The sequence below is a fragment of the Pseudomonas palleroniana genome, from assembly GCF_003031675.1.
Taxonomy (GTDB): Bacteria; Pseudomonadota; Gammaproteobacteria; order Pseudomonadales; family Pseudomonadaceae; genus Aquipseudomonas; species Aquipseudomonas palleroniana.
In genome coordinates this window covers 27,328-53,095 of record NZ_PYWX01000003.1, presented here as the reverse complement: position 1 = coordinate 53,095, position 25,768 = coordinate 27,328, and the positions used below count along the sequence as shown (strand labels likewise).

At 61.0% G+C, this 25,768-nt stretch carries 20 protein-coding genes; 14 read left to right on the top strand and 6 right to left on the bottom strand.

Annotated elements, in window-relative coordinates; all coding sequences use genetic code 11:
* Nucleotides 1-91 precede the first annotated feature (91 nt).
* Both tsf and rpsB read right to left on the bottom strand, forming a co-directional pair.
* Complete coding sequence (gene tsf, locus C9383_RS00755) at nucleotides 92-955, bottom strand: translation elongation factor Ts (RefSeq protein WP_060754036.1); 864 nt, start codon at nucleotides 953-955, stop codon at nucleotides 92-94.
* A 203-nt stretch (nucleotides 956-1,158) separates the two neighbouring features.
* Entirely contained in the window at nucleotides 1,159-1,896 is a 738-nt protein-coding gene (gene rpsB / locus C9383_RS00750; protein WP_003172263.1) for a 30S ribosomal protein S2, read from the bottom strand.
* A 388-nt stretch (nucleotides 1,897-2,284) separates the two neighbouring features.
* Between rpsB and map the strand changes: the two genes are divergently transcribed.
* The 3 genes from map (at nucleotide 2,285) to dapC (ending at nucleotide 7,092) form a co-directional block, all read left to right on the top strand.
* Nucleotides 2,285-3,067, top strand: coding sequence for a type I methionyl aminopeptidase (gene map, locus C9383_RS00745; RefSeq protein WP_060754035.1), 783 nt, complete (start codon nucleotides 2,285-2,287; stop codon nucleotides 3,065-3,067).
* Nucleotides 3,068-3,131: 64 nt separating this feature from the next.
* Nucleotides 3,132-5,834 carry a [protein-PII] uridylyltransferase gene (locus tag C9383_RS00740; protein WP_060754034.1) on the top strand — a complete coding sequence of 901 codons (2,703 nt, stop codon included), beginning with the start codon at nucleotides 3,132-3,134 and terminating at the stop codon, nucleotides 5,832-5,834.
* Between the two features lie 58 nt (nucleotides 5,835-5,892).
* On the top strand, nucleotides 5,893-7,092 hold the full coding sequence (gene dapC / locus C9383_RS00735; protein ID WP_060754033.1) for a succinyldiaminopimelate transaminase: 1,200 nt from the start codon (nucleotides 5,893-5,895) through the stop codon (nucleotides 7,090-7,092).
* Nucleotides 7,093-7,104: 12 nt separating this feature from the next.
* Here dapC and C9383_RS00730 read toward each other — a convergent pair whose 3' ends face one another.
* Nucleotides 7,105-8,748 (bottom strand): Na+/H+ antiporter, encoded by a 1,644-nt coding sequence (locus C9383_RS00730; RefSeq protein ID WP_090366397.1) that lies wholly within the window; start codon nucleotides 8,746-8,748, stop codon nucleotides 7,105-7,107.
* 267 nt (nucleotides 8,749-9,015) lie between these two features.
* On the opposite strand from C9383_RS00730, the gene C9383_RS00725 reads away from it, so the two are divergent.
* From C9383_RS00725 to C9383_RS00710, 4 genes are all read left to right on the top strand, one after another.
* The gene (locus tag C9383_RS00725; protein WP_232965865.1) at nucleotides 9,016-9,324 is read left to right on the top strand and encodes an arsenate reductase; all 309 of its coding nucleotides are present in this window, start codon (nucleotides 9,016-9,018) and stop codon (nucleotides 9,322-9,324) included.
* A gap of 32 nt (nucleotides 9,325-9,356) precedes the next feature.
* On the top strand, nucleotides 9,357-10,391 hold the full coding sequence (gene dapD / locus C9383_RS00720) for a 2,3,4,5-tetrahydropyridine-2,6-dicarboxylate N-succinyltransferase (RefSeq protein ID WP_060754031.1): 1,035 nt from the start codon (nucleotides 9,357-9,359) through the stop codon (nucleotides 10,389-10,391).
* Between the two features lie 69 nt (nucleotides 10,392-10,460).
* Nucleotides 10,461-11,666 (top strand): aminotransferase class V-fold PLP-dependent enzyme, encoded by a 1,206-nt coding sequence (locus C9383_RS00715; protein ID WP_090366399.1) that lies wholly within the window; start codon nucleotides 10,461-10,463, stop codon nucleotides 11,664-11,666.
* Nucleotides 11,663-12,088, top strand: a complete 426-nt coding sequence (locus C9383_RS00710) for a SufE family protein (protein ID WP_090366400.1) — start codon at nucleotides 11,663-11,665, stop codon at nucleotides 12,086-12,088. Before C9383_RS00715 ends, C9383_RS00710 begins: the two co-directional genes overlap by 4 nt.
* An 85-nt stretch (nucleotides 12,089-12,173) precedes the next feature.
* On the opposite strand, the gene tcdA is transcribed toward C9383_RS00710, so the two are convergent.
* Nucleotides 12,174-12,989: a tRNA cyclic N6-threonylcarbamoyladenosine(37) synthase TcdA gene (gene tcdA, locus C9383_RS00705; protein ID WP_090366402.1), complete on the bottom strand. Its 816-nt coding sequence runs from the start codon at nucleotides 12,987-12,989 to the stop codon at nucleotides 12,174-12,176.
* A 211-nt stretch (nucleotides 12,990-13,200) separates the two neighbouring features.
* On the opposite strand from tcdA, the gene C9383_RS00700 reads away from it, so the two are divergent.
* From C9383_RS00700 to C9383_RS00685, 4 genes are all read left to right on the top strand, one after another.
* Nucleotides 13,201-15,792, top strand: a complete 2,592-nt coding sequence (locus tag C9383_RS00700) for a glycosyltransferase (protein WP_090366403.1) — start codon at nucleotides 13,201-13,203, stop codon at nucleotides 15,790-15,792.
* Between the two features lie 258 nt (nucleotides 15,793-16,050).
* Nucleotides 16,051-17,202 (top strand): succinyl-diaminopimelate desuccinylase, encoded by a 1,152-nt coding sequence (gene dapE, locus C9383_RS00695; RefSeq protein WP_060754027.1) that lies wholly within the window; start codon nucleotides 16,051-16,053, stop codon nucleotides 17,200-17,202.
* Nucleotides 17,202-18,011 (top strand): putative RNA methyltransferase, encoded by an 810-nt coding sequence (locus C9383_RS00690; protein ID WP_090366405.1) that lies wholly within the window; start codon nucleotides 17,202-17,204, stop codon nucleotides 18,009-18,011. Before dapE ends, C9383_RS00690 begins: the two co-directional genes overlap by 1 nt.
* Nucleotides 18,012-18,066: 55 nt before the next feature.
* The gene (locus tag C9383_RS00685; protein WP_090366406.1) at nucleotides 18,067-18,444 is read left to right on the top strand and encodes a hypothetical protein; all 378 of its coding nucleotides are present in this window, start codon (nucleotides 18,067-18,069) and stop codon (nucleotides 18,442-18,444) included.
* Between the two features lie 132 nt (nucleotides 18,445-18,576).
* On the opposite strand, the gene C9383_RS00680 is transcribed toward C9383_RS00685, so the two are convergent.
* Entirely contained in the window at nucleotides 18,577-18,786 is a 210-nt protein-coding gene (locus tag C9383_RS00680) for a cold-shock protein (protein ID WP_017844724.1), read from the bottom strand.
* 178 nt (nucleotides 18,787-18,964) lie between these two features.
* Between C9383_RS00680 and plsB the strand changes: the two genes are divergently transcribed.
* Genes plsB through C9383_RS00665 form a run of 3 tightly spaced genes read left to right on the top strand, consistent with a single transcriptional unit; the run spans nucleotide 18,965 to nucleotide 22,636 of the window.
* A complete protein-coding gene (plsB, locus tag C9383_RS00675) occupies nucleotides 18,965-21,469 on the top strand; it encodes a glycerol-3-phosphate 1-O-acyltransferase PlsB (protein WP_090366407.1) in 2,505 nt (834 codons plus the stop codon).
* Between the two features lie 52 nt (nucleotides 21,470-21,521).
* On the top strand, nucleotides 21,522-21,923 hold the full coding sequence (locus tag C9383_RS00670) for a YbaY family lipoprotein (protein WP_090366409.1): 402 nt from the start codon (nucleotides 21,522-21,524) through the stop codon (nucleotides 21,921-21,923).
* A 23-nt stretch (nucleotides 21,924-21,946) separates the two neighbouring features.
* On the top strand, nucleotides 21,947-22,636 hold the full coding sequence (locus tag C9383_RS00665; RefSeq protein ID WP_090366411.1) for a DUF4197 domain-containing protein: 690 nt from the start codon (nucleotides 21,947-21,949) through the stop codon (nucleotides 22,634-22,636).
* A 68-nt stretch (nucleotides 22,637-22,704) separates the two neighbouring features.
* Here C9383_RS00665 and C9383_RS00660 read toward each other — a convergent pair whose 3' ends face one another.
* The gene (locus C9383_RS00660) at nucleotides 22,705-25,767 is read right to left on the bottom strand and encodes an efflux RND transporter permease subunit (protein WP_090366412.1); all 3,063 of its coding nucleotides are present in this window, start codon (nucleotides 25,765-25,767) and stop codon (nucleotides 22,705-22,707) included.
* Nucleotide 25,768 lies beyond the last annotated feature (1 nt).

Below are 25,768 nucleotides of genomic sequence, written 5' to 3'. Positions count from 1 at the left end.
GAAAGGAAACCAAATAAAATTGGCCTTCCCATTTGAAAAGAGGCTGCGCGCGTGAGCGGGCAGCCTCTTTCGGCGACAGTTGAAAACTGTCTTATTGCTTGGCGGCAGCCAGCTGGGCAGCAACTTCTTCAGCGAAGTTGTCGACCGGCTTCTCGATGCCTTCGCCTACTTTGAAGTAAGTGAAGGAAACGATTTCAGCACCGGCTTTCTTAGCCAGTTCGCCAACCTTGATTTCAGGGTTCTTGACGAACGCCTGCTCAACCAGGCTCGCTTCAGCCAGGAACTTGCTGATACGGCCTTTGACCATGTTCTCAACAATGTTTTCCGGCTTGCCGGCGATCTTGTCGGCGTTCAGGGTCAGGAACACGCCCTTCTCACGTTCGATCGCTTCAGCGGAAACTTCCGATGGCAGCAGGAACTCAGGGTTGGTTGCCGCTACGTGCATAGCGATGTCTTTGGCCAGCTCAACGTCGCCGCCCTTCAGAACAACGGCTACGCCGATCTTGTTGCCGTGCAGGTAACCACCAACCACATCACCTTCTACGCGGGTCAGGCGACGGATGTTGACGTTTTCGCCAACCTTGCCGACCAGTACCAGGCGAGCTGCTTCTTGAGCTTCGATCAGAGGCTCAACGGTAGTCAGCTTGTCGGCAAACGCTTTTTCAACGCTTTCAGCAACGAATGCCTTGAAGTCGTCTTGCAGAGCCAGGAAGTCGGTCTGCGAGTTCACTTCCAGCAGCACTGCGGATTTACCGTCTTCTTTCAGAGCGATTGCGCCTTCAGCAGCCACGTTGCCTGCTTTCTTGGCAGCCTTGATGGCGCCGGAAGCACGCATGTCGTCGATGGCTTTTTCGATGTCGCCGCCAGCCTTGGTCAAGGCCTTTTTGCAATCCATCATGCCTTCGCCAGTACGCTCACGCAGTTCTTTAACCAACGCTGCAGTAATCTCTGCCATTTCAAAATCCTCTTGGATAGGTTTTCAACCATTCCACCCGATCAAACGGGCGTTCAATTCTTCCCGAATCTCCCTTGTAGGCCGCTGCACGTTACAGTCGCTATGTTGCACTGCCACAAGTGGGCGCCGACAAATGGTTTTCGAGGTGGCAAAAAGGGGGCCAAGCCCCCTTTTTGCTTACTGAGTCAACGCCAGGGCGTCAATTACTCAGCGGCAGCTACCGGAGCTTCTTCAGCGAACTGCTCGGTACCGCCAGCAACGTGGTTGCGACCACGGATTACAGCGTCAGCCATCGAACCCATGTACAGCTGGATAGCGCGGATTGCGTCATCGTTGCCTGGGATGATGTAGTCAACGCCTTCCGGGCTGCTGTTGGTATCGACTACGCCGATAACCGGGATGCCCAGCTTGTTGGCTTCGGTGATCGCGATGCGCTCGTGATCAACGTCGATTACGAACAGTGCGTCAGGCAGACCGCCCATATCCTTGATACCACCCAGGGAACGATCGAGCTTTTCCAGGTCACGGGAGCGCATCAGCGCTTCTTTCTTGGTCAGCTTGGCGAAAGTACCGTCTTCGGCTTGTACTTCAAGGTCACGCAGACGCTTGATGGAAGCACGGATGGTCTTGAAGTTGGTCAGCATGCCGCCCAACCAGCGGTGATCGACGTACGGCGAACCGCAACGTGCTGCTTCTTCAGCAACGATCTTGCCAGCGGAACGCTTGGTGCCGACGAACAGGATCTTGTTTTTGCCCTGGGCCAGACGCTCTACGAAAGTCAGAGCTTCGTTGAACATTGGCAGGGTTTTTTCAAGGTTGATGATGTGGATCTTGTTACGCGCGCCGAAAATGTACTTACCCATTTTCGGGTTCCAGTAACGGGTCTGGTGACCGAAGTGCACACCGGCCTTCAGCATATCGCGCATGTTGACTTGGGACATGATAGTTCCTTAATAAGTCGGGTTTGGCCTCCACGTATCCCAATGACCAACCAGCGGCATCAAGGCCTCCGGCACCCAGGTCATCGTGTCGACACGTGTGTGGATTTAAGCTTCACGGGGCATCCCCGGAAAGCGGCGCATTTTATACCACACGCAGTCAAAAAACGAAACCCGCAATGACATTTGCCGCCTATCGCCTATACCTGAGCCTTTGAATCGCGCCGGCAAGGCCCAACCTTATAGAGAGAAGCGATCATCAGAGGCTCATGATTTGACGCCATCGTCTGTTAGAATCGCGTTTCTTGGGGTTTGTGCGTTTTTTGTAACCTTTATTGCCGCACACCGTGAACCGTATTGATTTCAGCGCATCGCGCTAGAGAGAGCCTGTATGACCGTTACCTTGAAAACCGCCGAAGACATCGCAGGCATGCGCGTTGCCGGCAAACTGGCTGCCGACGTGCTGGAAATGATCGCCGAACACGTCAAGCCCGGCGTTACCACCGAGGCGCTGGACCGCATCTGCCACGACTATATCGTCAACGTCCAGAAGGCGATCCCGGCCCCACTGAACTACAAGGGCTTCCCCAAGTCGATCTGCACCTCGATCAACCACGTGGTCTGCCATGGCATTCCAGGCGACAAGCCGTTGAAAGACGGCGACACCCTGAACATCGACGTCACCGTGATCAAAGACGGCTACCACGGCGATACCAGCCGCATGTTCCACGTCGGCAATGTGCCGGTCTGGGCCGAGCGCCTATCCCAGGTCACCCAGGAATGCATGTACAAGGCCATCGAGATCGTCAAGCCCGGTTGCCGCCTGGGCGACATCGGCGAAGTGATCCAGAAGCACGCCGAAAAGAACGGCTTCTCGGTGGTTCGCGAGTTCTGCGGCCACGGCATCGGCAAGGTGTTCCACGAAGAGCCGCAGATATTGCACTACGGCCGCGCCGGCACCGGCATGGAGCTCAAGGCAGGCATGACCTTCACCATCGAGCCGATGATCAACCAGGGCAAGGCCGATACCAAGGTGCTGGGCGACGGCTGGACCGCAATCACCAAGGACCGCAAGCTTTCCGCCCAGTGGGAACACACCTTGCTGGTCACCGAAACCGGCTACGAGATCTTCACCCTGCGCTCGGACGACACGATCCCGCGCCTTTCGGCGTAAGGCCTGGTTTGGTTTTCCCAAACACTGTTGTGACTGACTGATAGATAGAAAGGAAAGCCAATCGATGCCCCAGGTGGACCCCGAACTCTTCGACCGTGGCCAGTTCCAGGCGGAGCTGGCACTGAAGGCAAGCCCCATCGCCGCCTTCAAGAAGGCTATCCGCCAGGCCCGCGAGGTGCTCGATGAGCGCTTTCGCAAAGGCCGGGACATCCGCCGGCTGATCGAGGACCGCGCCTGGTTCGTCGACAACATCCTGCAGAAAGCCTGGGAACAGTTCAGCTGGAGTGAAGACGCCGACATCGCCCTGGTGGCCGTCGGCGGCTACGGGCGCGGCGAATTGCACCCCTACTCCGACATCGATCTGTTGATCCTGATGGACGGCGCCGACCACGAGATCTTTCGCGATTCCATCGAGCGTTTTCTGACCTTGCTGTGGGACATCGGCCTGGAAGTCGGTCAGAGCGTGCGCTCGGTTGACGAATGCGCCGAAGAGGCCCGCGCCGACCTGACGGTAATCACCAACCTGATGGAAAGCCGCACCATCGCCGGCCCCGAACGTCTTCGCCAGCGCATGCTGGAAGTCACCAGCACTGCACATATGTGGCCAAGCAAGGACTTCTTCCTGGCCAAGCGCGCCGAGCAGAAAGCCCGGCACCACAAGTACAACGACACCGAATACAACCTGGAGCCCAACGTCAAAGGCTCACCGGGCGGCTTGCGGGATATCCAGACCATTCTGTGGGTCGCCCGCCGCCAGTACGGCACCCTGAACCTGCGGGCACTGGCGGGTGAAGGCTTCCTCGTCGAGAGTGAGAACGCGCTGTTGGCGTCCTCCCAGGAATTCCTGTGGAAAGTCCGTTACGCCCTGCACATGCTCGCCGGACGCGCCGAAGACCGCCTGCTGTTCGATCATCAACGCTCCATCGCCGCCCTGCTGGGCTTTGAAGGCGAAGACGCGAAGACCAGCATTGAAAGCTTCATGCAGCAGTACTACCGCGTCGTCATGAGCATTGCCCAGCTCAGCGACCTGATCATCCAGCACTTCGAAGAAGTGATCCTGGCTCCCGATGACGAAGCGCCGCCGCAACCGATCAATGCACGCTTCCAGCTGCACGATGGCTATATCGAGGCACGCAACGATTACGTGTTCCGTCGTACCCCGTTCGCGATGCTGGAGATTTTCGTACTGATGGCCCAGCAGCCGGAAATCAAAGGCGTACGCGCCGACACTATTCGCCTGCTGCGAGAAAACCGTCACCTGATCGACGACGAGTTTCGCAACGACATCCGCAACACCAGCCTGTTTATCGAACTGTTCAAGTGCAAGATCGGCATCCACCGCAACCTGCGCCGGATGAACCGTTACGGCATTCTCGGGCGCTATCTGCCGGAGTTCGGTTTTATCGTCGGGCAGATGCAGCATGACCTGTTCCACATATATACGGTAGACGCCCACACCCTGAACCTGATCAAGCACCTGCGTAAGCTGCAGTACACACAGGTGTCGGAGAAATTCCCGTTGGCCAGCAAGCTCATGGCCAAGCTGCCCAAGCCCGAGTTGATCTACCTGGCGGGCCTGTACCACGACATCGGCAAGGGCCGGCATGGCGATCACTCGGAAATCGGTGCGGTGGATGCCGAGGCTTTTTGCCAGCGCCACCAATTGCCGCTGTGGGACAGCCGCCTGATCGTCTGGCTGGTGCAGAACCACCTGGTCATGTCGACCACGGCCCAACGCAAGGACTTGTCCGACCCGCAGGTGATCCACGACTTCGCCGGCATCGTGGGTGATGAAACTCGCCTCGACTACCTCTATGTGCTGACCGTCTCCGACATCAATGCCACCAACCCCACACTGTGGAACTCGTGGCGCGCCAGCCTGCTGCGCCAGTTGTACACCGAGACCAAGCGCGCCCTGCGCCGTGGCCTGGAAAACCCGGTGGACCGCGAAGAACAGATCCGCCGCACCCAAAGCGCGGCCCTGGACATCCTGGTGCGCGGTGGCAACGACCCCGACGACGTCGAGCAGCTCTGGTCGCAACTGGGCGATGATTATTTCCTGCGCCACACCGCCGGTGATGTGGCCTGGCACACCGACGCCATCCTGCAGCAGCCGGCCGATGGCGGCCCGCTGGTGCTGATCAAGGAAACCACCCAGCGCGAATTCGAAGGCGGCACACAGATCTTCATCTATGCGCCGGACCAACACGACTTCTTCGCCGTGACGGTGGCCGCCATGGACCAGCTCAACCTGAACATCCATGACGCCCGGGTCATCACCTCCAGCAGCCAGTTCACCCTCGACACCTACATCGTGCTCGATACCGATGGCGACTCGATTGGCGATAACCCGGTGCGAGTGAAAAAGATCCGCGAAGGCCTGACCGAAGCCCTGCGCAACCCTGCCGACTACCCGACGATCATCCAGCGCCGGGTGCCGCGCCAGCTCAAGCACTTTGCCTTTGCGCCCCAGGTCACCATCTCCAACGACGCCCAGCGCCCGGTCACCGTACTGGAGCTCAGCGCGCCGGACCGTCCCGGCCTGCTGGCACGTATCGGCGGGATTTTCCTGGAGTTCGACCTGTCGCTGCAGAACGCCAAGATTGCGACCCTGGGCGAACGCGTGGAAGACGTGTTCTTCATCACCGATGCCGACAACCACCCGCTGTCCGACCCCGAGCTGTGCCTGCGCTTGCAGGAGGCCATCGTGCAGCAACTGAGCGTGACCCAGGAACCCGGTGTCGAACTGACACGCCTGACCTTTTGAATTTTTAACTTTGTGAACACGATCCCACAGGTCGGTGTTTACGGTGATTGAGGCTTACATGAACAACGCCCTGAACCAGTTGCAGCCCTACCCGTTCGAGAAACTGCGCGCCTTGCTGGGCAGCGTTACGCCGAACCCGGACAAGCGCCCGATTGCGTTGTCCATCGGCGAGCCCAAGCACAAGTCCCCGGAATTCGTGGCCAAGGCCCTGGCTGACAACCTCGACCAGATGGCGGTCTACCCGACCACCCTGGGCATCCCGGCCCTGCGCGAGGCCATCGGCGCGTGGTGCGAGCGGCGCTTCAACGTGCCCAAGGGCTGGCTGGACCCGGCGCGCAATATCCTGCCGGTGAACGGTACTCGTGAAGCGCTGTTCGCCTTCACCCAAACCGTGGTCAACCGCGGTGACGACGCCCTGGTGGTCAGCCCGAACCCGTTCTACCAGATCTACGAAGGCGCTGCGTTCCTGGCCGGTGCCAAACCGCACTACCTGCCGTGCCTGGACGCCAACGGTTTCAATCCGGACTTCGATGCCGTGACGCCGGACATCTGGAAGCGCTGCCAGATCCTGTTCCTGTGCTCGCCCGGCAACCCGACTGGCGCGTTGATCCCCGTCGAAACCCTGAAAAAACTCATCGCCCTGGCCGACGAATACGACTTCGTCATCGCCGCAGACGAGTGCTACAGCGAACTGTACTTCGATGAACAAACCCCGCCGCCGGGCCTGCTGAGCGCCTGCGTCGAGCTGGGCCGCCAGGACTTCAAACGCTGCGTGGTGTTCCACAGCCTGTCCAAGCGCTCCAACCTGCCGGGCCTGCGTTCCGGTTTCGTGGCCGGCGACGCCGACATTCTCAAGGCCTTCCTGCTGTACCGTACCTACCACGGCTGCGCAATGCCGGTACAAACCCAGCTGGCGAGCATTGCCGCCTGGCAGGATGAAGCCCATGTGCAGGCCAACCGCGACCTGTATCGTGAGAAATTCGATGCCGTGCTGGCGATTCTCAAGCCGGTGCTGGACGTGCAAAGTCCGGATGGCGGTTTCTACCTGTGGCCGAACGTGAACGGCGACGATGCCGCATTCTGCCGTGACTTGTTCATTGAAGAACATGTGACCGTAGTACCGGGCTCCTACCTGTCACGCGAAGTGCAAGGCTTCAACCCCGGCGCCGGCCGTGTGCGCATGGCGCTGGTTGCGCCGTTGGCGGAGTGTGTGGAAGCCGCCGAGCGGATTCGCGCGTTCATCCAGCGTCGACGCTAAGCGCTTTCTGGGTCATTTCACATGGCCCAGGTTCGCCTCACTCATATCCAGATCCGCCAACACCTCCCTCAACACGTCATCACCTATCTGGTGATGACGGCTCAAGCTGTACAACTCCAACCGCTGCGCCCGCAAGGCCTTGAGCCGCAACTTGCGCTCCAGCAAGTCCATCTGCTGCGCCAACGCCTGGGCTTCGGCTGAGTCGTTGAAGACCTCCAACTGGTGGCGATATTCCGACATCAGCCGCGCCTTGAGTTCCGTAGCCAGTGCCGCCTGGGCAGCGTCGGGAGCCGCGGCTTCTGTCGGTTCCTCGGCTTCCAGGGCATGAATCGCCGCCACGGCGGTCTTCTTCCAAGCCTCACGCACTTCGCGATGGCGCTTTTCATCGGGACTCTGCTCGATGCCGCGCAGCAGCAACGGCAAGGCAATGCAGGCAGCGACCAATGAGAGCAGGATCACGCCGGCGGCGATAAAGATCAGCAGGTCACGCTCAGGGAAGTCTTGCCCCGGCGCCAGCAGTAAAGGCACCGACATCACACCGGCCAAGGTCACCGCACCGCGTACCCCACCGACGGTCAGCAACCAGCAGGAGCGGGCTGTAGGTACCAGGGTCAGTTCGCTTTTCCCACGCAGCCTGCGCAACAAGCCCGACAACCGCCAGATGCTCTGCACCCAGATGAATCGCAGGATCACCAGCACCAGAAAGATCGCGACCACATCCAGGCAGCGATACAGCAACGTCGGCCATAGCGTCGGTTCATGGCTCACCACCGCCTTGATGATGTCCGGCAATTGCAGACCCAGCAGCAGGAAGATCAAACCGTTGAAGGCAAATTCCAGCAGCGACCAGACACTGCGGTTGAGCAAGCGGGTGCTGGTCTGGCGCGGCAACAGGTCGAGCCAGCTTTGCATCATGCCCGCCGCCACCGCCGACAAAATGCCCGACGCGCCTAGCCGCTCGGCCAGCACATAAGCTGCAAATGGCAGCAGCAACATGAACACCACGTGGGTGGCCGGGTCATCCCAGCCTCGCGCGATCATCCAGGCGCGCAGGCGCCCCACCAGCCAGCTCAACGCCACACCAATCGCCAGGCCACCCAAGGCCACCAGGACGAATGTCAGGCTGGCATCCGCCAGGGAAAACACCCCCGTCAATGCCGCCGCCAAGGCGAATTTGAACGTCACCAGACCCGAAGCATCATTCATCAAGGCTTCGCCCTGCAGCATGTGCATCAGCGGCTTGGGTAGACGGTTCTGGGCAATGGCCGACACCGCCACGGCATCCGTCGGCGACAAAACGGCCGCCAGGGCAAAAGCCACCGGCAGCGGGATCGAAGGCAATAGCCAATGAATAAAGTATCCGGCACCCACCACGGTGAATAGCACCAGCCCCACCGCCAACGTGAGGATCGGGCCACGCAGCCGCCACAACTCACGCTTGGGCATGCGCCAGCCATCGGAGAACAACAACGGTGGCAGGAACAGAAACAGGAACAGCGCCGGGTCCAGTGCCACGTGCAACCCCAGCGTAGGCCAGGCCAGCAGGGCTCCGGCGGCAATCTGCACCAAGGGTAACGGCAGGGGAATGACACGCCCGACAAGACGCGAAACGCTGACCAGCATCAGCAGGATAAGAACGGTGTAGGCGGTTTGCATAACGCGGGGTTCCCGGACAATCGACTTGCAACGACACACATCAGGCAACAACTGGCCGTTGAAGTGCCATATTACCCCGCTATGGTACGCACCTATGCCGTCACCGGCATTTGCCCATAAGTCGCACGTCAGCACGACGAGGGGCACCAGAGGCCGCTGGTCGTGGCATAATCCGTGACCTTCCGTTTTCACACGCTCAAAGGGGGCAATTCCTTGACCGTTTCAAGCAAAACGTTGCACCTTTTCGGCATCAAAGCCTGCGACACCATGAAAAAAGCGCGCACCTGGCTCGACGAGCACGGGGTGAGCTATGAGTTCCACGACTACAAAACGGCCGGTATCGACCGCGAACACTTGACCCAATGGTGCAACGAGCACGGTTGGCAGGTGGTTTTGAACCGTGCGGGTACCACCTTTCGCAAACTCGAAGACGAATGCAAAGCCGATCTCGATCAGTCGAAAGCCATTGAATTGATGCTCGCGCAACCCTCGATGATCAAGCGCCCGGTGCTGGATCTCGGAGACAGAACCCTGATTGGCTTCAAGCCAGATAGTTATTCGGCGGCCCTGAAGTAGGCCAGCCCTTCCATTTTTGTAGAGGTAACAGCATGTCCAATTCCCTGTTCAGCCTGGGCTTCGGCGTCGGCACTCAAAACCGTCAAGGCGCCTGGCTGGAAGTGTTTTACGCACAGCCACTGCTCAACCCATCGGCCGAAATCGTCGCCGCCATCAAACCGATCCTGGGTTACACCGGCGGCAACCAGGCGATCAGCTTCACCATCAGCCAAGCGCTGCAACTGGCCGATGCGCTGAAGAATGTCGATGCGACCCAAGCTGCGCTGCTCAACCGCCTGGCGGAAAGCCACACTCCGCTGGTTGCCACCCTGCTGGCCGAAGACGCTGCGCTGACCTCCACGCCTGAGGCATACCTAAAGCTGCACCTGCTGTCCCACCGTCTGGTCAAGCCGCATGGCCTGAGCCTGGCCGGCGTGTTCCCACAACTGCCGAACGTGGCCTGGACCAGCCAGGGCGCCATCGACATCAACGAGCTGGCCGAACGCCAACTGGAAGCGCGCCTGCGTGGCGAGTTGCTGGAAGTGTTCTCGGTGGACAAGTTCCCGAAAATGACCGACTACGTGGTGCCGAGCGGCGTACGTATCGCTGACGCGGCACGCCTGCGCCTGGGCGCCTACGTGGGCGAAGGCACCACCGTGATGCATGAAGGTTTCGTCAACTTCAACGCCGGCACCGAAGGCCCGGGCATGATCGAAGGTCGCGTCTCGGCAGGCGTGTTCGTCGGCAAAGGCTCGGACCTGGGCGGCGGTTGCTCGACCATGGGCACCCTGTCGGGTGGCGGCAACATCGTGATCAAGGTCGGCGAAGGCTGCCTGATCGGTGCCAACGCCGGTATCGGTATCCCGTTGGGCGACCGCAACACCGTGGAGTCGGGCCTCTACGTGACCGCCGGGACCAAGGTTGCCCTGCTGGACGAGCACAACCAACTGGTCAAGGTGGTCAAGGCACGCGAGCTGGCCGGCCAGCCGGACCTGTTGTTCCGCCGCAACTCCGAGACCGGTGCCGTGGAGTGCAAAACCCACAAATCGGCCATCGAACTGAACGAAGCGCTGCACGCTCACAACTAAGCAGCCACTCGATGCCACTAGCGGGCCGCGCCTTCGGGTTGCGGCTCGCTTATACGAGTCTTGAACACCATGCTTGTGCCCTCTCCCTGGCGCGCCGATTTCCCGGCCATCGCCACCCTGCAACGGCAAGACCAGACCTATCTGGACAACGCCGCCACCACACAAAAACCCCAGGCCTTGCTGGATGCCATCAGCCATTACTACGCCAACGGCGCAGCCAATGTGCATCGTGCCCAGCATTTGCCCGGCGCCCATGCGACGCAGGCTTTCGAAGACAGCCGCAGCAAAGTCGCACAGTGGTTGAACGCAGGTGACAGCGGGCAAATCGTGTTTACCCATGGCGCGACTGCTGCGCTGAACCTCCTGGCCTACGGCCTGGAGCACTTATTCAATGCGGGCGATGAGATAGTCATCAGCGCCCTGGAACATCACGCCAACCTGCTGCCTTGGCAGCAACTGGCCAAGCGCCGCGCACTCACGCTGGTGGTCCTGCCGCTGGACGATGATGGCGTGATCGACCTGCAAGCCGCCGCCGAACTGATCGGCCCACGCACGCGGCTGCTGGCGGTAAGCCAGCTGTCCAACGTGCTCGGCGCCTGGCAGCCACTGCAAGCCCTGCTGGCACTGGCCAACCCACACGGCGCACTGACCGTGGTGGATGGCGCCCAAGGGATCGTCCATGGCCGTCATGACGTGCAGGCACTGGGCTGCGACTTCTACGTTTTTTCCAGTCACAAGCTGTACGGCCCGGACGGTGTCGGGGTGTTGTTCGGGCGCAATGAAGCCCTGCATCACCTGCGCCACTGGCAGTTTGGCGGCGAGATGGTGCAACAGGCGGACTACCACAGCGCCAGCTTTCGCAGCGCACCGCTGGGGTTTGAAGCCGGCACGCCACCGATTGCCGGTGTGATCGGCCTGGGCGCCAGCCTGGATTACCTGAGCTCGCTGGATCAACCGGCAGTGCTCGCCCATGAAGCCGCGTTGCATGACTATCTGTTGCGCGGGCTGAAAGCGCGAAACGGCGTGCGCGTGCTCGGAGCACCGCAGGTCGCGCTGGTCAGCTTTGTCGTGGACGGCGTGCACAACGCCGACCTGGCGCACCTGCTGACCGAGCAGGGTATTGCCGTGCGCGCCGGGCACCATTGCGCGATGCCGCTGCTCAAGGCGATGCACTTGTCCGGGGCGATCCGTGTATCCCTGGCGCTGTACAACGACTCGGATGACCTGGAGCGCTTTTTTGAAGCGTTGGACCAGGCGCTGGATATGTTGCGATGAGCATGCCGGTGGCAGCGCTGGCTGCGCTGGAAGCCTTTCAGTCGGTCGGCAGCTGGGAACAGCGCGCCCGGATGCTGATGCAATGGGGCGAACGGCTGCCCGCATTGGCAGATGAGGACAAGGTCGAGGCCAACCTGGTGCAGGGCTGTGAGAGCCTGGTGTGGTTGGTGGGACGCTTGGAGCATGGGCATTGGCAATTTGCCGCGAGCAGCGATGCGCGCATGATCCGTGGCTTGGTGGCCTTGCTGCTGGTGCGGGTCAATGGCTTGTCGGCGGCGGAGTTGCAAGCGGTGGACCTGGCCGACTGGTTCAACCAGTTGGGGCTTTCCCGTCAACTGTCACCGTCGCGCAGCAACGGCTTGAATGCGGTGTTGCAACGTATGCGCGAACTATGTGGCAGGGGGCTTGCTGCTGATTGCTGAGTGTCAGTCACTCGATATATTGGCTGATCCACCGCTATCGGGAGCAAGCCCCCTCCCACACTGAACACTTTTTTAGCAGTGAACGCTAAGCAGGCTTGACCCGCTCGGAAGGCCGGCGCACCCCGGCCACAATCTTGTCCACTGCCTTGGTCGCCGCCACCATCCCGAACGTGGCCGTGACCATCATCACCGCGCCGAACCCACCGGCGCAGTCCAGCTTGACCCCATCCCCGACGAAGCTCTTCTGCAAACAGATGCTGCCATCCGGCTTGGGATAGCGCAGCTGCTCGGTGGAAAACACGCACGGCACGCTGTAATGGCGGGTCACGGTGCGCGAGAACCCGTAGTCGCGGCGCAAGGTAGAGCGAACCTTGGAGGCCAGCGGATCGTTGAACGTGCGGTTCAAATCGCATACCTGGATCAACGTCGGGTCGATCTGCCCGCCGGCGCCACCGGTGGTGATGATCTGGATCTTGCGGCGCTTGCACCAGGCAATGAGCGCAGCCTTGGCGTTGACGGCGTCGATGCAGTCGATCACGCAGTCGATATCCGGGGTGATGTACTCGGCCATGGTGTCGCGGGTCACGAAGTCGGCCACCGCATGGACCGTGCAGTGCGGGTTGATACCGCGCAGGCGCTCAGCCATTACCTCGACCTTGGGCTTGCCCACGGTGCTGTCCAGGGCATGCAACTGGCGGTTGCTGTTACTCACGCAGACATCGTCCAGGTCAAACAGCGATATTTCGCCCACCCCGCAGCGGGCCATGGCTTCCGCCGCCCAGGAGCCAACGCCGCCCACGCCGACAATGGCCACATGGGCCGCCTTCAAGCGTTCCAGGCCCTCAATGCCATACAAGCGGGCGACGCCTGCAAACCGCGGATCTTCTGTACTCATGACCATTACCCCAAAAACCGGCGCGCATTATGGACTACGCAGCGACAAGTTCGAAGCGACAAGCTACAAGTAAAGAACTTAGGAGGGCTTTCGCTGACTAACGTCCGGCTTTTCTCTGTCCGCTGTACGCTCAGGGAAGTGCCAGTGTAGGATGCGCGCCGTTCGGCGTTGGCCGACACCTCTTTTCGTTCCACAGCCTTTGGAACCCGAAACCGCCATGTCATCGCGTAAATTTGGACTCAACCTGGTGGTAGTGCTGGCAATTGCCGCGCTGTTCACCGGCTTCTGGGCGCTGATCAATCGCCCGGTCACTACCCCCAACTGGCCTGAACAGATCTCCGGGTTCTCTTACTCGCCGTTCCAGCAAGGCCAGTTCCCACAGAAAGACCAGTACCCGACCGACGATCAGATGCGCCAGGATCTGGCGATCATGAGCAAGCTGACGGACAACATCCGTACTTACTCGGTCGACGGCACCTTGGGCGACATCCCCAAACTGGCCGAAGAATTCGGCCTGCGCGTGACGTTGGGGATCTGGATCAGCCCGGACCTTGAGCGTAACGAACGCGAAATCCAGCGCGCCATCGAGATTGCCAACAGCTCGCGCAGTGTCGTGCGCGTAGTGGTCGGTAACGAGGCGTTGTTCCGCGAGGAAATCACCCCGCAAGCACTGATCGTGCTGCTGGACCGGGTGCGCGCCGCCGTGAAAGTGCCGGTGACCACCTCCGAGCAATGGCACATCTGGGAGAAGAACCCGCAACTGGCCAAGCACGTCGACCTGATCGCCGCGCACATCTTGCCGTTCTGGGAATTTATTCCGATGGACAAGGCTGGCCAGTACGTACTCGACCGTGCCCGGGACCTGAAGAAACTGTTCCCGAAAAAGCCGCTGCTGCTGTCGGAGGTTGGCTGGCCGAGTAACGGACGCATGCGCGGTGGCAACGAAACGTCCCCGGCGGACCAGGCCATCTACCTGCGCACCCTGGTGAACAAGCTGAACCGCCAAGGCTACAACTACTTCGTGATCGAGGCCTTCGATCAGCCGTGGAAAGTCAGCGACGAAGGTTCGGCGGGCGCCTATTGGGGCGTTTATAACGCGGCACGCCAGCAGAAATTCAATTTCGAAGGCCCGGTCGTGGCGATCCCGCAATGGCGCGTTCTGGCCATCGGCTCGGTGGTGCTTGCGCTGTTGTCCCTTACCCTGCTGATGATCGACGGCTCGGCCCTGCGCCAGCGTGGCCGTACCTTCCTGACCTTTATCGCGTTCCTGTGCGGTTCGGTGCTGGTATGGATCGGCTACGACTACAGCCAGCAATACAGCACCTGGTTCAGCGTGACGGTCGGTATCTTGCTGGCACTCGGTGCACTCGGCGTGTTTATCGTGTTGCTGACCGAGGCCCACGAACTGGCCGAAGCGGTATGGACCCACAAGCGTCGGCGTGAATTCCTGCCGGTGGAAGGGGATTCGCACTACCGCCCGAAAGTATCGATCCACGTGCCGTGCTACAACGAGCCGCCGGAGATGGTCAAACAGACCCTCGACGCCCTGGCCGCCCTCGATTACCCGGACTACGAAGTCCTGATCATCGACAACAACACCAAGGACCCGGCGGTATGGGAGCCGGTGCGCGACTACTGCGAAACCCTGGGCCCGCGCTTCAAATTCTTCCATGTCTCGCCCCTGGCCGGTTTCAAGGGCGGCGCATTGAATTACCTGATCCCGCATACCGCCAAGGATGCCGAAGTGATCGCGGTGATCGACTCGGACTACTGCGTGTCGCCCAACTGGCTCAAGCACATGGTGCCGCACTTCGCCGACCCGAAAATCGCCGTGGTGCAGTCGCCGCAGGATTACCGCGACCAGAACGAAAGCACCTTCAAGAAGCTTTGCTATGCCGAATACAAGGGTTTCTTCCATATCGGCATGGTTACCCGCAACGACCGCGACGCGATCATCCAGCACGGCACCATGACCATGACCCGTCGCTCGGTGCTCGAAGAGCTGGGCTGGGCCGACTGGTGCATCTGTGAAGACGCCGAACTGGGCCTGCGGGTGTTCGAAAAAGGTCTGTCGGCCGCGTACTACCACGACAGCTACGGCAAAGGCTTGATGCCGGATACCTTTATCGACTTCAAGAAACAGCGTTTCCGCTGGGCCTATGGCGCGATCCAGATCATCAAGCGTCACACCGCCAGCCTGTTGCGCGGCAAGGATACCGAGCTGACCCGTGGCCAGCGCTACCACTTCCTCGCGGGCTGGTTGCCGTGGGTGGCGGATGGCATGAACATCTTCTTCACCGTCGGCGCGCTGTTGTGGTCGGCCGCGATGATCATCGTGCCGACGCGGGTCGACCCGCCGTTGCTGATTTTCGCGATCCCGCCGTTGGCGTTGTTCGTGTTCAAGGTCGGCAAGATCATCTTCCTCTACCGCCGTGCGGTAGGCGTGAACCTCAAGGACGCGTTCTGCGCAGCCCTGGCCGGCCTGGCGTTGTCCCATACCATCGCCAAGGCGGTGTTGTATGGTTTCTTCACCAGCAGTATTCCGTTCTTTCGTACACCGAAAAACGCGGATAACCATGGCTTCTGGGTCGCGATCTCGGAAGCCCGTGAAGAGATGTTCATCATGCTGTTGCTGTGGGGCGCGGCGCTGGGGATCTACCTGGTGCAGGGCTTGCCGAGCAATGACATGCGCTTCTGGGTGGTGATGCTGCTGGTGCAATCGCTGCCGTATGTGGCGGCCTTGATCATGGCGTTCCTGTCTTCGTTGCCAAAACCTGCGCCGAAACCGGAACCCGTGCCGGCCGCGTAAAAACTTGCGCAATGCACTAAACGGCGGCCTCTGGCCGCCGTTTTGCTATAAGATAACGGCCGTTTTATGCGCCAGCCTTGCGCCAATGCTTTATGTGGGAGGGGGCTTGCTCCCGATAGCGGTGTACCGGTCAACATAGACAGTGACTGACACCCCTCAATCGGGAGCAAGTCGAATCGTCGCACCGCCCCCCCCACACTGAATCGGTGCCGTATTTCACATTCGTTCTGCGCCACGACACGCTTCCGGAGTTTTCCCATGACGGCCCATGCCGACCTTTCGCCGACCCTTCAACTCGCAATCGACCTGATCCGTCGCCCCTCGGTCACACCGATCGATGCCGACTGCCAGAAGCTGATGATGCAGCGCCTGGGTGACGCCGGTTTCAAGCTTGAGCCGATGCGCATTGAAGACGTGGACAACTTCTGGGCCACCCATGGCAAGCACGACGGCCCGGTGCTGTGTTTCGCCGGCCACACCGATGTGGTGCCAACCGGCCCGGTGCAGGCCTGGCAAAATGACCCGTTCGATGCCCTGATCGACGAAGACGGCATGCTCTGCGGCCGTGGCGCGGCAGACATGAAAGGCAGCTTGGCGGCCATGCTCGTGGCCTCAGAGCGCTTCGTCACCGACTACCCGGACCACAAGGGCTCGGTGGCCTTCCTGATCACCAGCGATGAAGAAGGCCCGGCGCACCACGGCACCAAAGCCGTGATCGAACGTCTGGCGGCCCGCAAGGAACGCCTGGACTGGTGCATCGTCGGCGAACCGTCGAGCACCACGCTGGTGGGCGATGTGGTCAAGAACGGCCGTCGTGGTTCCCTCGGCGCCACCCTGACCGTGCGCGGCGTACAAGGTCACGTGGCTTACCCGCACCTGGCGAAGAACCCGATTCACCTGGCGGCTGCGGCCCTGGCCGAATTGGCTGCCGAGCACTGGGATGACGGCAATGCGTTTTTCCCGCCGACCAGCTTCCAGATTTCCAACCTCAATTCCGGCACCGGTGCCACCAACGTAATCCCAGGTGAGCTGAAGGCGGTGTTCAACTTCCGTTTCTCCACCGAGTCCACCGTCGAAGGCTTGCAACAACGCGTGGCGGCCATCCTCGACAAGCACGCGCTGGACTGGCATGTGGACTGGGCCTTGTCGGGCCTGCCGTTCCTGACCGAACCGGGTGCCCTGCTGGATGCGGTCTCCGCCAGCATCAAGGCGATTACCGGGCGCGACACCCAGGCGTCCACCAGCGGTGGTACATCGGACGGGCGCTTCATTGCAACGCTCGGCACTCAAGTCGTCGAACTCGGCCCGGTCAACGCGACCATTCACCAGGTCAACGAGCGCATCCTGGCCAGTGACCTCGACGTGCTGACCGAAATCTATTACCAGACCCTGATCAAGTTGCTCGCCTGATGCTCGCCTGCCCCATTTGCAGCGCACCGCTCAACGCGGTGGACAACGGCGTGGCCTGCCCGGCCGGGCACCGCTTCGACCGTGCGCGCCAGGGTTACCTGAACCTGCTGCCGGTACAGCACAAGAACAGCCGCGACCCGGGCGACAACCTGGCCATGGTCGAGGCGCGCCGCAACTTCCTCAACGCCGGGCACTATGCGCCAGTCGCCAGGCGCCTGGCCGAGTTGGCCGCCGAACGGGCGCCGCAACGCTGGGTCGACATCGGTTGCGGCGAGGGTTACTACACCGCGCAGATCGCCGACGCCCTGCCGCATGCCGACGGCTACGCGCTGGATATCTCCAAGGAAGCCGTCAAACGTGCCTGCAAGCGCAACCCGGCGCTGACCTGGTTGATCGCCAGCATGGCCCGCGTGCCGCTGGCGGACGCCAGTTGCCAGTTCCTCGCCAGCGTGTTCAGCCCGTTGGACTGGCAGGAAGCCAAACGCCTGCTCAGCCCTGGCGGCGGCCTGATGAAGGTCGGCCCGACCAGCGGCCACTTGATGGAGCTGCGCGAGCGCCTGTATGACGAAGTGCGCGAGTACACCGACGACAAGCATCTGGCCCTGGTGCCGGACGGCATGCACCTGGCGCACAGCGAAACCCTGACGTTCACCCTGAGCCTGGCCAGGCCCGAAGACCGTGCCAACCTGCTGGCCATGACGCCACACGGCTGGCGCGCCAGCGCCGAGCGCCGCGCACAGGTGATCGAGGCGGCCGAGCCGCTGCAGGTGACGGTGTCAATGCGCTACGATTATTTCGTGCTTCAATAACCGACTTTTTAGTATCCGCGAATGGATTTTTTAAATCCCGCAACGAGGAACATCCATGCGCCAACCTGATATCGAGATTTACCTGAAGGACGCCGACGTCGACCACAAGGCCATTGCCGCCTGGCTGGGCGCCACCCTGGGCCCGTGCACCGACTGGGTCCAGAAAGGTCAGACCTACAAGTGCAAAGCCGGCACTGTACCCGTGACCTGGCTGCCCAAAGCCGTGGGCAAATGGAACAGCCTGTACCTGGAAAGCGACCAGACACCCTGGGACGACGACATTGCCTGCGCCCGCGCAGCCTTTGCCGCGCTGAACGTGGAAGTGCGTTGTGCACCGGGCACCTGGGTCGAGGAAGAAGGTGAAGAAAGCGCCGACACCTGGATTCGCATCAGCGCCGACGGTGAAGAGCAGATCACCTGGAAAACGGCCTGATCCGCCAGTGTGAACCGAATCAAAAAGTGGCAGGGGGCTTGCTCCCGATTGCAGCGGGTCAGTTGCACATTAAGCTGACTGGCCCATCGCTATCGGGAGCAAGCCCCCTCCCACAGTTGTTCAGTGGTGGGCTTAGAGGCCGACCACATCCTCCGCCTGCAAGCCTTTCTCGCCGCTCACGACGGCGTATTCCACCTGCTGGCCTTCAGCCAGGGAGCGGTGGCCTTCACCCCGAATGGCGCGGTAGTGCACAAACACATCCTTGCCATCTTCGCGTTGGATAAAACCATAGCCCTTGGCATCGTTGAACCACTTCACATTGCCGGTTTCGCGCGTTGTCATCTGTTTCTCCCACATGCTTTTTATTGTTGAGTGAGCCGCATTGAACTGCCGAGTATATGGCAGGCTCAAAAAGCTTCAACTCAAGTTTATTTAGCCGCTTTTTGCCGATTTTCGGCGAATACGGCACACTACCCGCCCGAGCATCTGCTCGGTTTTTCCCACTTGAAGCAGCACGCCTATGACCCGCTCCCCGTTCCGCCGTCTGGTGTTTGGCACCTTGCGCCGACTGTTGTACCTCTGGGTTCGCTCGGAGACGATCAACCAGTCGTCCCTAACCCTTAACCTCGACCGCAGCCGGCCAGTGTTCTATGTCCTGCAATCGCCTTCTCTCACCGAATTGGCCGTGGTCGATGCCGAATGCACCAAGGCCGGCCTGCCGCGCCCGGTGCTGCCGGTCTCGGTAGGCCCACTGATCGAACCCGCCGCGTTCTTCTACCTCACGCCGGACCCCGACTGGCTCGGCCGCCAGGACAAGCGCGGCGCACCGCCGACCCTGACCCGTCTGGTCAATACCCTGAGCGAACGCGCCGAGGAAGATGCACAAATCATTCCGGTCAGCGTGTTCTGGGGCCAATCGCCCGAGAGCGAGTCCAGCCCGTGGAAGCTGCTGTTTGCCGACAGTTGGGCCGTCACCGGGCGTCTGCGCCGGCTGCTGAGCATCCTGATCCTCGGTCGCAAGACCCGTGTGCAATTCTCCGCGCCAATCAACCTGCGTGAATTGATCGAGCACAATAAAGGTCACGAACGCACCGTGCGCATGGCTCAACGCATCCTGCGTGTGCACTTTCGTAACCTGAAGACCGCCGTGATCGGCCCCGATCTGTCCCACCGCCGTAACCTGGTGAAGGGTTTGGTCAATATGCCGCTGGTGCGCCAAGCCATTGCGGAAGAAGCCGAGCGGGAAAAAATCGCCCCGGAAAAAGCCAAGGCACTGGCCCTGCGCTATGGCAACGAAATCGCCTCGGACTACACCTACACCGCGATCCGCTTCCTGGAAGTGGTGCTCAGTTGGTTCTGGAACAAAATCTACGATGGCATCAAGGTCAACAACATCGAAGGCGTGCAAAAGGTTGCCCAGGGTTATGAGGTCATCTACGTGCCTTGCCACCGCAGCCATATCGACTATCTGCTGCTGTCGTACCTGCTGTTCAAGAACGGCCTGACGCCGCCGCACATCGCCGCCGGCATCAACCTGAACATGCCGGTGATCGGCAGCCTGCTGCGCCGTGGCGGTGCGTTTTTCATGCGCCGCACCTTCAAGGGCAACCCGCTGTACACCGCCGTGTTCAACGAGTACCTGCATACCTTGTTTACCAAAGGCTTCCCGGTGGAATACTTCGTCGAAGGTGGTCGTTCGCGTACGGGGCGCATGCTGCAACCGAAAACCGGGATGCTAGCGATCACCCTGCGCAGTTTCTTGCGTTCATCACGCACGCCGATCGTCTTCGTACCGGTGTACATCGGCTACGAACGCGTGCTCGAAGGCCGTACTTACCTGGGCGAACTGCGTGGGGCGAGCAAGAAAAAAGAGTCGATCTTCGATATTTTCAAAGTCGTCGGCGCGCTCAAGCAGCGTTTCGGCCAGGTCGCGGTCAACTTCGGCGAGCCGATCAAATTGGCCGAGTTCCTCGACGGCGAGCAACCGGACTGGCGCGCCCAGGAACTCGGCCCGAACTACAAACCGGCATGGCTCAATGAAACCACGCACCGCCTCGGTGAACAGGTGGCGCGCCACTTGAACGAAGCTGCGGCGGTGAATCCGGTGAACCTGGTGGCCCTGGCACTGCTGTCCACCACGCGCCTGGCCCTGGATGAACAGGCCATGGCGCGCCAACTGGACCTGTACCTGGCGTTGCTGCGCAGCGTGCCCTACTCGCCCCACACTACCCTGCCCGAGGGCAACGGCCTGGCATTGATCAAGCACGTCAAGGACATGGCCCTGTTGTCGGAGCAGAGCGACGCCTTGGGCAAGATCCTGTATCTGGACGAACAGAACGCCGTCCTGATGACCTACTACCGCAATAACGTGCTGCACATCTTCGCCCTGCCGGCATTGCTGGCCAGCTTCTTCCAGAGCAGCTCGCGGATGAGCCGCGAACAGATCCTGCGCTACACCCGCGCGCTCTATCCGTACCTGCAATCGGAGCTGTTTATCCGCTGGTCACTGGAAGAGCTGGACGCCGTCGTTGATCAATGGCTGCAAGCGTTTGTGGAACAGGGCCTGCTGCGCTTCGAGAACGCCGTCTACCTGCGCCCGGCCCCGAGTTCACGGCACTTTGTGCTGCTGACACTGCTGTCCAAAAGCATTGCCCAGACCCTGCAGCGCTTCTACATGGCCATCTCGCTGCTGCTCAACAGCGGCCAGAACAGCATCAGCGCCGAAGAACTGGAAGACCTGTGCACGATCATGGCCCAGCGCCTGTCGATCCTGCATGGCCTGAACGCTCCGGAGTTCTTCGACAAAAGCCTTTTCCGACATTTCATCCAGACATTGCTGGAGCAAGATGTGCTTCGCCGTGATGAGGCCGGCAAGTTGAGTTACCACGACCTGCTCGGTGAGTTGGCCGAAGGCGCGGCGAAACGCGTGCTGCCGGCAGACATTCGCCTGTCGATCCGGCAAGTGGCCCTGCATCGGGTTGACGGCGCGGCCGAGGCATCCGTCGACACGCCAGAAACCCGCTAGATTGAATCAGGCGCCGGGCGGTTTCCGGCGCCGTTGAAAAAGGAGCTGCACCATGAAAAAGATCATCCTCCTGGGCCTCACCGCCCTGCTCGGAGCCTGCCAGTCCATGACCCCAGCCCCCAAGGCCAGCCTCGACGGCGAAGTGTTCTACCTGCAACGCATTGCCTTGCCGCCAACGGCCACCTTGAGCGTGAGCCTGCAAGACGTGTCCCTGATGGACGCCCCGGCCGTGACGCTCGCCGAACAGAAAGGCCCGGTCAAAGGCCAGGTCCCGCTGCCCTTTCACCTGAGCTACGACCCTGCGCAAGTCAAGCCGGGCCACAGCTACTCGGTCAGCGCTCGCATCGAACTGGAGGGCAAGCTACTGTTTGTCACCACCGAACGGCACACCGTACAGCTCGACGGCCAGGCTCAACCACCGCTGCGCCTGCGTGTTGATGCCGTCGCCCACTGATTCACGAACTCAAGGAAGCGCCCATGCTCCGTAACTCCCTTCGCCTTACCGCCCTGTGTGCCGGCCTGCTGCTCGGCGCCAACGCCATGGCCCTGGACCTTGGCAGCCTGTCCCAGGGCGACGCCAACGGCGGCCTCAAGGACGCACTGACCCAGGGTGCACAGATCGCCGTGAAACAACTGGGCGTACCCGGTGGTTTCAGCAACAACCCCGAAGTCAGGATCGGCCTGCCCGGCAAGCTTGGCAAAGTCGCCGATAAGCTGAAGATGTTCGGCATGGGTGATCAGGTCACGCAACTGGAAACCAGCATGAACAAGGCGGCAGAAACCGCCGTGACCCAGGCGCAGCCGATCCTGGTCAATGCGGTGAAGAACATGAGCGTCACCGACGCCAAAGGCATCCTCACCGGCGGCCAGGATTCGGCGACTCAGTACCTGAACAAAAGCAGCCGTGACCAGATCCGTGCCAAGTTCCTGCCTATCGTCAAGGCCGCCACCGACAAGGTGGGCGTGGCCCAACAGTACAACGCCCTGGCCGGCAAGGCCGCGGCCTTCGGCGCGCTCGATGCCAAGAATGCCAACGTTGAAAACTACGTGACCGAGCAGGCGCTGGACGGGCTGTTCAAGATGATTGCGCAGCAGGAAGAAACCATCCGCAAGAACCCGGCGGCAGCGGCCACCAGTTTGGCGAAGAAGGTGTTCGGCGCGCTGTAACGTCCCCCTGGCTGCGCCCAGGCCGTTCCAACCGGCTGGGCGCAACTACCTTCAGCTACGCAAGCAGGTCAGGCATCCTTCCTGACTCGAAACCAAGCCGCGTAAAGGGCCGGCAGAAACAACAGTGTCAACGCCGTCGCCACTATCAACCCGCCCATGATCGCTACGGCCATTGGCCCGAAGAACACGCTGCGCGACAGCGGGATCATCGCCAGGACTGCCGCCAGCGCAGTCAGCACAATCGGGCGGAAGCGTCGCACGGTAGCTTCGATGATTGCCTGCCACGGCGCGAGACCCGCCTTGATGTCCTGTTCGATCTGGTCCACCAGGATCACCGAGTTACGCATGATCATCCCTGACAGGGCGATGGTGCCCAGCATGGCCACGAAGCCGAAGGGCTGGCGGAACACCAGCAGGAACAGCGTCACGCCGATCAAGCCCAGTGGCGCCGTCAGAAACACCATGGCAGTGCGTGAGAAACTGCGCAGCTGCAACATCAGCAAGGTCAGTACCACCACGATGAACAACGGCACGCCGGCCTTCACCGAGTTCTGGCCACGGGCGGAGTCTTCGACGGTGCCGCCCACTTCGAGCAGGTAACCATCCGGCAGTTCGGCACGCACACCCTCAAGGGTCGGCAGGATTTGCTGGACCAGGGTCGCCGGTTGTTCCTTGCCATAGATGTCGGCACGAATGGTCACGGTCGGCAGGCGATTGCGGTGCCAGATGACGCCCTCTTCAAAGCCATATTCAAGGGTGGCGATCTGCGACAACGCTACGCTTCTGCCGTTGTCGGTCGGCACCGCAAGGCTGGGCAGCAACGACAGTTCGGTGCGCTCATGCACGGTGCCGCGCAGGAGGATTTCGATCAACTCGTTGTCCTCACGGTACTGGCTGACGGTGGAGCCGGTCAGTGAGCTCTGCAGGAACTTCGACAAGTTGGCGGTGCTGACACCGAGCGCACGGGCGCGGTCCTGATCGATGTTGAGGTAGACGATCTTGCTTGGCTCTTCCCAGTCCAGGTGCACATTGACCACGTGGGTGTTTTCGCGAACCTTGGCGGCGACTTTGCGCGCCAGGGCACGCACTTCTTCGATGTGCTCGCCCGTCACGCGAAACTGGACCGGGTACCCCACGGGCGGGCCGTTCTCCAGGCGTGTGACCCGCGAACGCAGCTCGGGGAATTGTTCGTTGAGGGTTTCGATCAGCCAGGTGCGCAGGGTTTCACGTTCTTCGATGGTGTTGGCCAACACCACAAATTGCGCAAAGCTGGCCGCCGGCAATTGCTGGTCCAGCGGCAGGTAGAAACGCGGCGAACCGGTGCCGATATAGGCCACATAGTTGTCGATGCCGGCGTGGTCCTTGAGCAAGGCTTCCAGGCGCTTGACCTGGTCGGCCGTGTTGCTCAGGGACGCGCCTTCGGCCAGCTTCAGGTCGACCATCAGCTCCAGGCGCCCCGAAGCCGGAAAGAACTGCTGCGGCACGAAGCGGAACAACGCAACCGAGCCGATAAACAGCAGCAAGGTCAGGACGATCACGGTTTTGCGCCGACGCACACACCACTCAACCAGACCTCTTACGCGTTGGTAGAAGGGCGTGCCGTAGGGATCAGGGCCATCGGCGCCGTGTTTGGCTGCGTGAATCTTTGCCAGGTCCGGCAGGAGCTTTTCCCCCAGGTACGGCACAAACACCACGGCGGCGACCCATGACGCCAACAGTGCGATGGTCACCACCTGGAAGATCGAGCGGGTGTATTCGCCAGTACTCGATTGCGCAGTGGCAATCGGCAGGAAGCCCGCCGCCGTGATCAACGTCCCCGTAAGCATCGGAAACGCCGTGCTGGTCCAGGCAAAGCTCGCCGCCTTGAGCCGGTCGTAGCCCTGCTCCATTTTGATCGCCATCATTTCCACGGCGATGATCGCGTCGTCCACCAGCAAGCCCAGCGCCAGTACCAAAGCGCCAAGGGAGATCTTGTGCAGGCCGATGCCGAGGTAATACATGGTGGCAAAGGTCATCGCCAACACCAGCGGAATCGCCAGGGCCACCACCATGCCGGTGCGCAGGCCAAGGGAGAAAAAGCTCACCAGCAATACAATGGCCAATGCCTCGGCCAACACCTGGACGAATTCGCCGACGCTGGTTTTCACCGCCGCCGGCTGGTCCGACACCTTGCGCAGTTCCATACCCGCGGGAAGATTCTTCTGCAGGCGTGCGAACTCCCCTTCGAGGGCCTTGCCCAGTACCAGAATGTCGCCGCCTTCACGCATGGCCACGGCCAGGCCGATCGCGTCGGCGCCCATGTAGCGCATACGCGGCGCGGGTGGATCGTTGAAGCCACGGTGGATGTCGGCCACGTCACCAATACGGAAGGTACGGTCACCGACGCGAATCGGGAAGTTGCGAATCTCCTCCACGGTCTTGAAGTTGCCTGACACCCGCAGCTGTACGCGCTCGGTCGGGGTTTCAAAGAAGCCCGCCGTGGACACCGCATTCTGCTCCTGCAAGGCTTGCTGCACGGCCGCCAAGGGCAGGCCGAGGGTGGCGAGCTTGAGGTTGGACAGCTCGATCCAGATTTTCTCGTCCTGCAGGCCCAGCAGCTCGACCTTGCCCACATCCGGCACGCGTTGCAGTTGAATCTGGATACGGTCGGCGTAGTCCTTGAGCACGGCATAGTCGAAGCCGTCGCCGGTCAGCGCGTAGATGTTGCCGAAAGTGGTACCGAATTCATCGTTGAAAAACGGCCCCTGGATATCCGGCGGCAACGTCTGGCGAATGTCGCTGATCTTCTTGCGCACCTGGTACCACAACTCCGGAATCTGTGCGGAGTGCATCGAGTCGCGAGCCATAAAGGTGACCTGTGACTCGCCGGGGCGCGAGAACGAGACAATGCGCTCATAGTCGCCGGTCTCCATCAGTTTTTTCTCGATGCGCTCGGTGACCTGCCGCGAAACCTCCTGGGCCGTGGCCCCGGGCCAGTTGGTCTTGATCACCATGGCCTTGAAGGTAAACGGCGGGTCTTCGCTTTGCCCCAGCTTGGTGTAGGACAGGGTGCCGACCACCGCCAGCAGGATCATCAGGAACAGTACGATCTGGCGATTACGCAACGCCCATTCGGAAAGATTGAAACCCATC

Coding starts and splice junctions, on each gene's coding strand:
- tsf (WP_060754036.1), bottom strand. CDS start 955: ATGGCAGAGATTACTGCAGCGTTGGTTAAAGAACTGCGTGAGCGTACT.
- rpsB (WP_003172263.1), bottom strand. CDS start 1,896: ATGTCCCAAGTCAACATGCGCGATATGCTGAAGGCCGGTGTGCACTTC.
- map (WP_060754035.1), top strand. CDS start 2,285: ATGACCGTTACCTTGAAAACCGCCGAAGACATCGCAGGCATGCGCGTT.
- C9383_RS00740 (WP_060754034.1), top strand. CDS start 3,132: ATGCCCCAGGTGGACCCCGAACTCTTCGACCGTGGCCAGTTCCAGGCG.
- dapC (WP_060754033.1), top strand. CDS start 5,893: ATGAACAACGCCCTGAACCAGTTGCAGCCCTACCCGTTCGAGAAACTG.
- C9383_RS00730 (WP_090366397.1), bottom strand. CDS start 8,748: ATGCAAACCGCCTACACCGTTCTTATCCTGCTGATGCTGGTCAGCGTT.
- C9383_RS00725 (WP_232965865.1), top strand. CDS start 9,016: ATGAAAAAAGCGCGCACCTGGCTCGACGAGCACGGGGTGAGCTATGAG.
- dapD (WP_060754031.1), top strand. CDS start 9,357: ATGTCCAATTCCCTGTTCAGCCTGGGCTTCGGCGTCGGCACTCAAAAC.
- C9383_RS00715 (WP_090366399.1), top strand. CDS start 10,461: ATGCTTGTGCCCTCTCCCTGGCGCGCCGATTTCCCGGCCATCGCCACC.
- C9383_RS00710 (WP_090366400.1), top strand. CDS start 11,663: ATGAGCATGCCGGTGGCAGCGCTGGCTGCGCTGGAAGCCTTTCAGTCG.
- tcdA (WP_090366402.1), bottom strand. CDS start 12,989: ATGGTCATGAGTACAGAAGATCCGCGGTTTGCAGGCGTCGCCCGCTTG.
- C9383_RS00700 (WP_090366403.1), top strand. CDS start 13,201: ATGTCATCGCGTAAATTTGGACTCAACCTGGTGGTAGTGCTGGCAATT.
- dapE (WP_060754027.1), top strand. CDS start 16,051: ATGACGGCCCATGCCGACCTTTCGCCGACCCTTCAACTCGCAATCGAC.
- C9383_RS00690 (WP_090366405.1), top strand. CDS start 17,202: ATGCTCGCCTGCCCCATTTGCAGCGCACCGCTCAACGCGGTGGACAAC.
- C9383_RS00685 (WP_090366406.1), top strand. CDS start 18,067: ATGCGCCAACCTGATATCGAGATTTACCTGAAGGACGCCGACGTCGAC.
- C9383_RS00680 (WP_017844724.1), bottom strand. CDS start 18,786: ATGACAACGCGCGAAACCGGCAATGTGAAGTGGTTCAACGATGCCAAG.
- plsB (WP_090366407.1), top strand. CDS start 18,965: ATGACCCGCTCCCCGTTCCGCCGTCTGGTGTTTGGCACCTTGCGCCGA.
- C9383_RS00670 (WP_090366409.1), top strand. CDS start 21,522: ATGAAAAAGATCATCCTCCTGGGCCTCACCGCCCTGCTCGGAGCCTGC.
- C9383_RS00665 (WP_090366411.1), top strand. CDS start 21,947: ATGCTCCGTAACTCCCTTCGCCTTACCGCCCTGTGTGCCGGCCTGCTG.
- C9383_RS00660 (WP_090366412.1), bottom strand. CDS start 25,767: ATGGGTTTCAATCTTTCCGAATGGGCGTTGCGTAATCGCCAGATCGTA.